General features: G+C 62.6%; 6 protein-coding genes and 2 pseudogenes. 3 read left to right on the forward strand and 5 right to left on the reverse strand.

Translation table 11 applies throughout. The features are described 5' to 3' along the window. Nucleotides 1-253 precede the first annotated feature (253 nt). Nucleotides 254-1,067: pseudogene (locus tag ORI60_RS44530) on the reverse strand (DDE-type integrase/transposase/recombinase); the annotation flags it as partial. A 513-nt stretch (nucleotides 1,068-1,580) separates the two neighbouring features. Then, entirely contained in the window at nucleotides 1,581-3,278 is a 1,698-nt protein-coding gene (locus tag ORI60_RS44535; protein WP_266044034.1) for a hypothetical protein, read from the reverse strand. Nucleotides 3,279-3,703: 425 nt separating this feature from the next. Between ORI60_RS44535 and ORI60_RS44540 the strand changes: the two genes are divergently transcribed. Next, nucleotides 3,704-4,354: a transposase gene (locus ORI60_RS44540; RefSeq protein WP_266044035.1), complete on the forward strand. Its 651-nt coding sequence runs from the start codon at nucleotides 3,704-3,706 to the stop codon at nucleotides 4,352-4,354. Here the strand turns inward: ORI60_RS44540 and ORI60_RS44545 are convergent. After that, nucleotides 4,346-4,921: a hypothetical protein gene (locus tag ORI60_RS44545; protein WP_266044036.1), complete on the reverse strand. Its 576-nt coding sequence runs from the start codon at nucleotides 4,919-4,921 to the stop codon at nucleotides 4,346-4,348. The genes ORI60_RS44540 and ORI60_RS44545 overlap by 9 nt on opposite strands. A gap of 153 nt (nucleotides 4,922-5,074) precedes the next feature. On the opposite strand from ORI60_RS44545, the pseudogene ORI60_RS44550 reads away from it, so the two are divergent. Then, nucleotides 5,075-5,943 (forward strand): annotated as a pseudogene (locus ORI60_RS44550) (IS256 family transposase); the annotation flags it as partial. Between the two features lie 423 nt (nucleotides 5,944-6,366). Here ORI60_RS44550 and ORI60_RS44555 read toward each other — a convergent pair. Both ORI60_RS44555 and ORI60_RS44560 read right to left on the reverse strand, forming a co-directional pair. Then, complete coding sequence (locus tag ORI60_RS44555; protein ID WP_266044037.1) at nucleotides 6,367-6,864, reverse strand: RHS repeat-associated core domain-containing protein; 498 nt, start codon at nucleotides 6,862-6,864, stop codon at nucleotides 6,367-6,369. Further along, nucleotides 6,845-7,684: a hypothetical protein gene (locus ORI60_RS44560; RefSeq protein ID WP_266044038.1), complete on the reverse strand. Its 840-nt coding sequence runs from the start codon at nucleotides 7,682-7,684 to the stop codon at nucleotides 6,845-6,847. The genes ORI60_RS44555 and ORI60_RS44560 overlap by 20 nt, the downstream gene beginning before the upstream one ends. 1,974 nt (nucleotides 7,685-9,658) lie before the next feature. Between ORI60_RS44560 and ORI60_RS44565 the strand changes: the two genes are divergently transcribed. Then, nucleotides 9,659-10,183, forward strand: a complete 525-nt coding sequence (locus ORI60_RS44565) for a hypothetical protein (RefSeq protein WP_266044039.1) — start codon at nucleotides 9,659-9,661, stop codon at nucleotides 10,181-10,183. The last annotated feature ends 879 nt before the right edge of the window (nucleotides 10,184-11,062 follow it).

Here is an 11,062-nt window from a genome sequence, read left to right on the forward strand (position 1 = left end):
GCTCCGCCCCCCGCCCACCAACCCCCCCACCCCCCCCCCGGGGGGGGGCGGGGGCCCCCCCCCCCCCCCCCCCACCCCGGTTCCGTCGTCGGCGCGCTCTTAGCGAGAGGGCTCAAGGCCCGAGGTATCCCAGGCGTCGACGGAACGGCTTTGACGAACGGCGGGCAGGCAGGCACCGGTCTGCGCCGCGAGGCTTATGCCGTAGCCCATTCAAGGCGTCCCGCTCGCAGCTGGCCGTTCACGAGTCATTAGGCCCATTCCTCGGCGGGGATGCGGTTGAAGCGTTCGACCTTGCCGTTGGTTTGTGGCCGGTAGGGGCGGGAGCGTTTGTGGCTGATGCCGGCGGCGGTGAGGGTGTAGCGCCAAAGGCGTGATCGGTAGCAGGATCCGTTGTCGGAGAGGACCCGGACGACGGTCACTCGGCGGTCAGCGAACCAGGCAAAGGCTCGTCGAAGGACCGCGATGGCGGTGGCAGAGGTTTCGCCGGCGTGGATCTCGGCGTAGGCGATGCGGCAGTGGACGTCGATGACGGTGTGCAGGACCGCGGGCCCGACGGCGGGCCGATAGTGGGCGCGTCGCCGGCCGATGCGGGTGGCGGTGGCTTCACGTTTGCGTCTGCCTTGTTGCCTGGCCGACGAAGCGGTGTCCGCCGCCGTGGGGGATTTGCCGAACTTAGTGACGTAGCGGCGCAGCGGTTCGCCGGTGATCCGGTCGATGCGTGACAAGCGGTTAATCCGGCAGCGCACCAGCACCGCGTGCACGGTCGAGGCCGCGATACCGAGTCGGCCGGCGATCTGAACCAGTCCCAGCCGGTGCCGCCAGCGCAGAGTCACAATCCGCCGCACCACCGGTTCAGTGGTGCAGGCCGGGCTGTGATGCGGCCGGGAACTTCGGTCGGCCATCCCGGCCAGACCTTCGTCGCGGTAGCGCTGAGCCCACTTGCGGGAGGTCTTCTCCACGACTATGAACATCTTGGCCGCCTCGGCCGGGCGCCAGTGCTGCTCGACGATCAGGCACGCCAAGCGCAGCCGGGCACGCGGGGTCAGCGCCGCGCAAGGATGAGACACGAAGGCCTCCAGGACGTGAAGCGGTTCCTCAGCAGTTTCACTTCACACCCGGAGGCTCCACTTCACACCCGGAGGCTCCACTTCACACCTGGAGGCCTTCACCTGAGTCTCCACGACAGACCATCACGTCCGAAACAAAGTTCCTGGACATCACACCTGGGCACTTCTGACAAAACTGGCCGTTCGAGGCGTGCGGTACACGGTCGATCAGCACCTTGTCGCACTCGGTGTCCACCATGCCATCGTCGGCAGTCCTCTCGGCTGGGCTGCGCGAGACCGCGTGGGACTCGCCATCGTGCGGCGACACCCACCGCACAAACTCCCTCAAAACTACAGCCCCTGCCGTGGAGCACTGCAGCAGCAAACCGCCAAGGAGGTGGCCAGCACCGTAGGAGTCCGTTCAACACTCCAGCGTCAGGACACGATGTCCGCGCCTGCTGAATTTCAGTTCTTCGGCGCAAGACCCAGCGAGGCAGTGAGCTCCGCGGCTGGGCAGGAGGCTCCGCGTTGTTCCTATTGGGACAGTTCCGCAGTCGCCAACTCGAGGAGAACGACGCTCCCTTCCGGGGAGACCGTGGCAGTGGCCGTGGTGTCCGGCAGTGCCTCGGTCGTGGAGGCGACTTCGACCTCGAATTGCCATGCTGCGTGACCCTCGAACTCGAGCTCCACGGCGTTGGTCGCAGTCTCCCACTTGATCCGCCACGCCGTGGACGACGAATCCAGTTCCACTGGTCGCGACCGGCTGGCTTTTATCGCGGCCTTGAGAGTGGCGTCCTTGGCGGCGTTGCGGTCGGCGGGTGAGAAGATCCGCGTGGTCCGATCGAGGAATCCATTGACGTTGCCGATCGTCACATACCACCCCTCCGGAACAATCGCGGTGACCACGAACGTGTCCTGACAGTATTCCTCACTGCTATAGTCCCAGACGAATTTGACCGCTTCTCGCAGTTCTTGCAGTTCTATGGCGTTGAGGCCTGCGTCGACGATGTCAGGCCTGTTCTGGTACGCAGTCACGTCGTTGATGATTCCGGCTGCGGACAAAAAGACTCCAACACCGACCATCCCTTCGGCGGCGGGGCTCGTGTATTCCTTCAACGCGTTTGCTTTCTCGGCGAATTCCTTCGCCATGTCCGCGATCTTCACTCCGGCCAGGCCGGCTTCCGCCGAAGCATGGCCAACCTCGGTCTTCCCCAAGCCAGGTTCGATTCGTTCGACCACCTTGGCTGCGGTGTTGAACTCGAGCTTCTTGTTCAAGTTCGCCACCACGGTGTCAAGGTTCTTCGAATCCGCGAGGGTCACACAGTAGGTGAAAACGCGCTCGACAACCGGCAGGGCGAGTGACAAAGCCGAGGATGCGGCGCTGAGGGGAGGGAAGCCAATGCCGACCCCGGAGCAGACGGCGCTGCACACCCGGAGGCAAAGCTTCATGCCGAGCAGCACCTTGCCTGCGGTTTCGTAATATGTGGCGAACCCCTCCCTAAGTTTTTCTTGGGTGACTTCCTGAAGGCCTTCCTTGCACTGCTCGGCGCAATTCTGGAGGCTTTCTGCAATATAGCGAAGCACCTTGAAATAGTGTTTCAACGCGGTGTTGAGCTCATTGGCGCTCTCAGTGAACTCTGCAGGACTACCACCAGTTTGCTGTTTCCCGAAGTTCGATGCAGCGACCGTAAGTTCTCCACGCGCCGTGCTGAACCGGCTGTGGATGGTCTCTATCGTCGACCGTACCCGCTTTGCGCCTTTCCAATAGTTTTCTAGGGTGGTGCAGTTGCTCATCATCTCGTTGATCTGCTCGACGATCCCTTCGTTAGCAGAGTCCTTGGCAAACCTCGCTTTCAAGGCGGCGAGCTCGGATCCTTTCAGGCTTCCGCTCAGCGCAGGTGAACCTTTCTCTTTCACCCTCGCCGTGGTGCGCGTCAAGCGCGCTTGCGCATCCACGAGATCCTTCGCCTCGCCGATGATTTGGTGGAAGTCCCCGCCATTGCGCACCTGCCGGGCGAGTGCCGCCTTCTTCTTCCTGTACTCGTCTGTCTTCTTCTCCGTCGCGTCGGCGTTCCGCACGTAGTCGACGAACGCGACGCCGCTAGGATGCGTTTTCCCGAGCCAGGCTTTGAAAGTTGAGCGCCAATCATCGGATTCCAGAACGTCAATGATGTCGGTCTTGCGCGGCGCGTTCAGGATACGATCTAGAACCTCGTCGTCCACCTTGCTCATCCAGGGGAACTTCGCGGCGAGCTCACTCTTGTCAATTGACCTCGGCAAGGTTTTCTCCTTCGGTCCACTCCGGATGATATCGGCTTCTCACTCCAAGGCATTGTCAGTCAAGTGCCCGTGCAATCGGTGCCCAGGAGCACTTCCCTTCTGGGACGAAGCACCAGGAGGTGAGGCAAGCCGCGCTCTGGCTGCCTGTTCCCGAGCTTGATCGGGTAAGTGCCCAGTCGTGGGCAGACGAGGGAACCCCCTGGTAGATCGGACGTTGTCGAAGCGCCGCTCTGCCAGGAGTTCCGTTGTTATCGTGCCCGATCCCCGCGGGCGGTTCCACCATGGATCCCGCTTGTTGCCGTCCTGCCGTCCTACATCAGCCTGGCAGGCAGTCGGCCGATCCTCGACCTGTTGACGACGGCATTAAGCGGTGTGCCATGGCGGCCGACTTCCCATCCTGGCCCACGGTCTGCAAGCGCTTCACCGTCTGGGAGAAGGCTGGTACGGCCCGGCAACTGCTGGACGCGTTGCGCAACCGGGTCCGGCTGGCGTCCGGCCGGACCGCTGCGCCGTCGACGGCGATCATCGACTCCCAATCCGTGCGCGCGGCACCCACCGTTGCCACAGCGATCCGCGGTTTCAACGCGGGCAAGGTGCAGGGACGCAAGCGCCACATCGCCGTGGACACCCTCGGGCTGCTGATCGCGGTGCTGGTGACCCAGCATTCACATTGGACAGGATCCGCCCGCGTCCTGTTGCAGCGCCTATGCTCCGCAGGGGGTCGAGTCCGGCCGGCCTGGGCCGATGGTGGCTACACAGGAACCCTGCTCGGCTGGGTACGCAGCCCCCTTGCGCCGACCGTCGAGATAGCGAAACGGCCCGATCCACCGCATTTCACGGTGCTGCCACGCGGTGGGTGGTGGAACGCGCCCTGGCGTGGACCACCAACGACCGCCGCTGCACCCGCGATACAAACGACTACACCACCACGAGGCAATGGCCCGATGATCGATGATCAGCATCACTGCCGACGACTCGCGCAGGCTCAGCAGCTCGGAAACAGGCACTTAGTGATCAGTTCAGAATGAGTTTGCGCAGGCGCTGTCGAGCTGTCTATCCAGTCGGTCGTCGCCGACGGCCACGTCGGCAACTCCGGCGCCGTGTTTCCGCTGCAGCACCGCCACACGTTCTGACGACATGAGATCCCCTGCGTTGTCCAGCGCCGCTCTCGTCGCGCTGAGCAGATCGCTAGCCTCTTCAACCAATCCAAGAGCAGCGCGCGCCATGGCGAGGTATGCGGTCGCCACCGAGTACTGCCACATGTCGTCGACTTCGACGCTGATCCTCCGAGCCTTTTCGCAGTGAACGATCGCGGCGTCGTAGTCGCCAGTCTTGGAGAATGCCTTGCAGAGCCCCACATGCCCGATTGCGAGCCCACCGCGGTCACCGAGCGCGGCGCGGATCGTCATGGCCTCCCGATAGAGGTCGATCGAAGCCGCTGCGTCGCCGGCGTCGACACTCGCGTCGCCCAGTGTTTCCAAGATCCAGGCTTCGGCGTCTCGGTGTTCACCTTGGCGGGCCATCGCGAGCGCATCCTGGAGTGCGGGCATCCACCAGGACCAGGCACGCCGATGAAACAGCATCTCGCTGATCACCACCGGTAGGTACGCGACAGAGGTGACGTTCCACCGCGCTCCGCACCGCACCAGCTGCCATAGTAGACGCAGCTCGTCCTCGAACCAGTTGAGTGCCTGCGCTGGATCGGGCGCTGTAAACGAGTGGTGTAACTCCCGATCATGGAAGTGCACCTGATGACCGACATGATGTCCGGCGTGGAGAACGCCGAGGACTCCAAACCCGCGACCGGCCTGGATGGGCAGCTCGTCGCGAAGCGGCAGAAGCGTCTGGGTGGCGTGGACGAGATGGTGATCTCGTTGGCCGTCAAGGGATTGACCACCGGTGAGATCTCCGCGCATCTCGCGAAGGTTTATGGCGCCGAGGTGTCGCGGCATGTCAAGATCTGCGACGGGCAGGTGGCCAACCGGCCGATCTACGTCGCGCTCGCGGTCACCTGTGAAGGACGGCGCGACATTCTCGGGTTGTGGGCCGGCGACGGCGGCGAGGGCGCCAAATTGCTCATGGTGGTGTGCGACGGGCTGACCGGCCTGCCCGACGCGATCACCACGGTCTGGCCTCAGGCGATCACCCAGACTTGCGTGGTTCACCTGCTGCGCAACAGTTTCCGTTACGCGGGCCGTCAGCACTGGGCCGCGATCGCCAAGGCCCTCAAGCCGGTCTACACCGCGCCGACCGAGGGCGCCGCCCGCGAGCGGTTCGCCGAGTTCACCGACGCGTGGGGCGGCCGGTATCCGGCGATCGTGCGGTTGTGGAACAACGCCTGGGCCGAACTTGTGCCGTTCCTGGCCTTCGATCCGGAGATCCGGCGGGTGATCTGCTCGACCAACGCGATCGAGAGCGTCAACGCCCCATCCGCCGCGCGGTGAAGGTCAGCGGCCACCTCCCCAACGAGCAGGCCGCGCTCAAGTGCGTCTACATGGCGATCATGAGCCCGGACCCGACCCACACCGGCCGCGCACGGTGGACGATGCGCTGGAAACCTGCGTTGAACGCGTTCGAGATCGCCTTCGACGGCCGCCTGGCCGCCGGACGCAAGTAGTTTCCTTCAACCCGAGTTACACCGCTCGTTTGACACACCCCTATAAAGCTTTGAGCGCCGCCTTCCACGCAACCTCGCCCGATGGCTGTGGCCGCCTTGCTCAGCAAGCTTGCTTCCGCGGCACCGGCAGCGGCCCTTCTCGCAGCGGATCTCCCCATAACACCGGCTGCGAGGCCGACTGCGCCGATGACGACGAACACGGCGTCCAGGCCGTTAGCGGGACTGTTGCCAATGGTATAGGACCATTCGCAGAACCCTGGGCCGAGGTTGCCGCTGTTGTAGAGGTACGAAGACCAGTTCTGAACCGCCTTCGCATAGGTTTCACCGGGAGCCATCATGCTCGGGGCACCGAAGATCGGCCCTCGTTTCATTTCCTCCGCGGTAGGCAGCCGGTGACCGTGGACGACCGGTTGGTTCGACCCGTCACCGGTGCCGGACGCCCACTCGGTACTGCTGATGTTGCGCTCGCTGGTAGTCCTGTTCAGAGACGCCACTTCCCGTTGGCCCGCGCAGGCTGTTGGTCGAGTAGCCACACCCGACCTCGTGGCCCGAGTAGGAGTGCTCGCCCTTGGTCTCGGCGTAGTAGTTGCAGGAGTCGCAGTACAGGCCGGTCGGGTCGCTGAAACTGACCGGGCTGTTGTTGGCGTAGACGTAAACGTTCCATTGCCGCGGATCCGCGAGATCCATGACCGGGTCGACCGAGACGAAGCGGCCCAGCTTCGGGTCGTACTCGCGGGAACCGATGTGCGTAAGCCCAGTATTGTCCAGCGTTCCGCCGACAAAGCCCTTGTCCGGGCGAGCTGGCCACGTGCCCGTAATGCCGCGGACCTCACCGAACGGCAAAGTCCGGCGTGTACTCACAGCCTGCTGGCCGACAGCGTTGATCGTGCTCTGCGTGGTGTCATGCTGGTCGGACGACATCCAGGTCAAGCCCGTCGAGGCGCGCATGGCGATCGCCTGGCCCGCGTGCGTGTGGTAGCGGGTGCACCTTCGTCTCGGACGACGTCGCGTAGCGCAGTTCCTGGCCGGGCAGGTACAGCGTGCGGCCGGTGGGGTCGCGGCGGATCAGGCGGTCACCGTCGGCGTCGTAGACGTACGACGACTGGCCCGTCTCGTCGGTCGAGGTGGCGACTCGTCCCTCGCGGTCCCACGTCATCGTCTGCGTGGTGCCGCCCGGCGAGGGGCGTGTGAGCGTGTTGCCGGTCTCGTCGTAGGAGTGCAGCGCCTGGCGGCTGCCCGCGTTGTCGGTCGTCACCGCCTTGGCGATGGAGTGCTTGCCCGGCGTCGGGAAGTACTCGGTGGTGCGGTCGCCCGCTGTGGTGCCGTGTTCCACCAGCTTCGTGCGGTCGCCCGCGACGTTGTAGGTGTAGGACTGCCAGTACTTCGACGGGCCGCCCAAGCCGGCGACGGTCGGGTCGGTTGCGCAGTCGCCCGAGTTCGGGGTCCACGCCTCGGTCAGCCGGCGCAGGTGCTCCGCCCGGAAACACTGCGTGTCGGAGCTGACCGTGTCCGAGACGCTGGTAACGTTGCCAGCCCAGTCATGGCTGTACGACACGTTCGCGACATCGGTCGGGCCGGTCTGCCTCGTGGTCCGGATCTGGTTGAGGCGACGGGTGAAATGGTCGTAGTCGCGAGCTTCGTCGACGAAGTTGCCGTCGTTGTTGCGCAGCTGGTATGACGCCAGCTCACCGAACGAGGTGCAACCGGTTGAGGTGACAAGGCTCGTTTTTCGACGTCCCATAGCCCGACTTCTGCGTTGGCGGCTGCCCCAGCGCGTCGTAGTTGCACTCCAGCATCTCTCGTTTTGAGATCGCCGGCAGCCGGGATGACGGCCGAGTACAGCGCCCCATTGACATGGTAGGTGTACTCGTAGCTGCACGTGCCGCCGAGGCCAGTCTCTCCCGGAATCGTGAAGTCGGTCACCAACGGTTGGTAGTCCGGCATTATTCCGACGTGTTCCATGACGTAGGCGCCGAGTTCACCGTGACGTACCGACTTGACCAGCACTCCCTTGAGGACGGCGCCGTCACTGAACGTGTCGATCGACGAACAGAGCGATCCGCGAGCGTGGTGGACGGCCCGATAATCGACGTGCCCGTCGGCGTGGGGTCGGACCGCTGGGTCACGGTAACGCGCACGCACGGTCCTCGTGATCGGGCACAACATCACGACCATGACCAGGTTGCTGGACGTGCTACCCGCGTTCTACTCCGACTTCCGCGTGCGGGTCGTGGAGAGCTGGAGCGGTTCGGACCCGTTCTACCGGAGGCTGGCGAAAGCGTTCAACGAGCTAAGAATCATGGTCATGCAGTGGGAGCAGGCGGTCAGGACGCGGATCGACCTCGCGATCGGCGGGCTCACCGACGCGAAAGCACCGCACGTCATTCTTTTACATGCATCTGATATACCAATAATTCTCCGCGAAAAACGAAAACCGAAAACCGGCAGACCTTCGGCCTTTCGCCGCAATGGCTGCTCTACAACGGGCAGCCATTGCGGAGGCCCTCGTGCTCTCGCACTCCGAGCAACTGGCACGACTCGAGGCCGCCGTCCCGGTCAAGCGAAAGCTCTACAACGGCTTCTCGCAGGAGTGCCGCGACTTGCAGCGCACACCCGTCTGGCCGACCGGTTCCGGCGCGGAAGACCCGCTCGGCTCCCTGCGCGCTCACCCTCGAGTTTGAGATCATCGCTCCCCACCGCGTCACCGAACGCGCTGCGGCCCGCTCTCTCCGCGGCGGATCGTCTGACCGACCAGATTGCAAAGATCCGCGCGGAGAACAAGGCCGCCCGCGGCGACACGAACGCTTTCGCCAAGAGTATTCGATAGCTGCGGAAGGCTTCTCTGCGGCGGTGCGTGACCTCGTCCACGCGGTCCGCGCCCACCTCGACGTCAAGGCGAAGTTCGCGCCCCTGGCAGCACAACTCCCGAAGTGAGCTCCTGAAGGAAGTCGGCCACCGCACCGGCCTGATCCAGCTCAGCCAGATCGCGGAACGCCTCCAGGGCCCGCCCAGGTGCCCGGATCCTCGCTGATCCGCTCCACCTGAGTACGGACGTCCGGTATTCAGAGCGGGGTCCGACGCCGAGCCTGGCAGCCTGTGACTGGCCGCGCGCTGCTCGCGCGACCTCGAGGCGAGCACCATCGGCGCACCGGCGGCCAGAGACTCCAGGACGGAGTTCATGCCGCCGCGGGGGACAAACGCGTTCGAACGGGCGAGCACGACCAGCCGGGAAACTGCCTGCGCATCAAGACGTTGGCTAGCAACGCTCCGAGCTCGCCCGGATCCGCTGAGCCTCGCGATCACCACCGTCCAGTCGGACCCGGCGAACGCGTGCGCGATCGAACCGTGCCGCGACGTGACCGCTGCAAGGCAACGCCGCCGAACACGATCGCGAGGGCGCTACTGATGATTGCGGATGCCAAGCCACTCCAAGACGCGCAGAAGACCGCAAGATCGCGCTCATATTATATTCCGATGCTTTTCCATTTAATCCAACCATTTCACCGCCCACGCCCACTCAATTAACCGCCTTCTCTTTTAGATACAGCGGGATCGATCCCAATATTCCACGCCTGCCCGAAAATGTGTATGGTCAGACCCAAAGATGTGCCCAAAAAGGCACTTGAATAAGGAGACTATATCTTAAGATTGACGACATGTTCGGCAATCTTTGGAATTTTTGCTCCATAACTCTAAATAGAGGTGAAAAACAGTGATGCCAACTCGCAAGAGGGGAATTTTTGCCCTTACTTCAGCATTATTTTTGCTGGTCAGCTTGACACTTACCCCAACAGCTAATGCTTATTACTCCTACGAAGGCAGTGGCGCCTGCTCGGGCGGCAATGATGCTTATAACGACTACGTCTGCCTTTACGACAGCTCGACACCAGGTTCTGGAATCTTTTTCAGGTTGGAAATCGCATTTTCCTCACAAGAGGTTAAGGTGTCAGATCTAAGAAATTACCCGTTCAGCGGCTCAGGTGGCGGATCATGGAATGACAAGATTAGTTCACTTGCATGGAAAATTAATGGTCCCCGCGGGTCCATGCTGCCCCATGGCACCGGCTTTATGGCGTCAGAACAACAGCTGGCCCTGACTGCTTACGAACACACCAACTACAGAGGTTCGCAAGCAACGGTCACTACAATTCCCGGTGAAAGTGGAACTTATTCTAATAATATTGCGTCGTCACTCACCCTGACGCAGATTTCCGTAAATTCACCTTGCGACTGTCTCTAAATCTGCCGCACCAGTCGAAACTTAACAAATATTTGAATTGCCTCTCTTAATTTTTTACTAGCATGACTTGTTCACACTTTCGTTTGGCATGGCTCGCACACGGTGCCGAGCCATGCCAAATTTTCCAGGCTTAATCATACGAGGGATGGTGGCCGTAATGAACGCCTCCCTGCCCGTAACTCAGGCGCTTGCGGTGCTGCTGAGCCTGGCATTGGACTAGGCCGAGCGCCTGATCTAGCGTTCTCGGCATGTTCTTTAGTTGCAATCACAGCGCCAAGCTGGTCTACAACGTGCAACGGCCGGTCGAGCCCGATGATCAATAAGTCTGGTCGGTCGTGCCGATGTGACAGCGTTCCACCGGAGGTCGCATGCTGCCCTACGACAACACGACCAACTCGGCGACTCGCTCGACGAAGAACACCTTCGCGAACGTTATTGTCCGCAGTCGCACGGGTCGCCAAGCAGACCGGCATCATCGTGTCGGACACCTGCCAGGACGCCGTCATGCCCAACGCGGCCTCGTTCTACGACCAGATCATCTACTTCCACTGATCCGAGACGGCCGAGGCGTTAACTTGCTGACCAGGATGTTCGGCTTCGACGCCAACGGCGAGCGGTTGGAGCTCACTGCGTCCGCAATACTCAACGGCCGACGGATTGCGTAGCGACCCACGATGAAGACCTGTCGGCTCTGCTTCAACAACTTCCAGTCGTTCGGTCCTGTGCCGAAAACGATCGACCTCACATACGTCCTAAAGGTTGTCCCGTAATGATCAAGAGTCCTGGCGGGACAAGGGTGGTCGCGGTGTCGCCGGTGGCTGGCGGGCGTTCAGCCGGTCATGGCCAGGTTGCGCATGTGGGCGATGCCTCGGGTGGCGT

It is taken from the genome of Lentzea sp. NEAU-D7, from assembly GCF_026242055.1.
Taxonomy (GTDB): Bacteria; Actinomycetota; Actinomycetes; order Mycobacteriales; family Pseudonocardiaceae; genus Lentzea.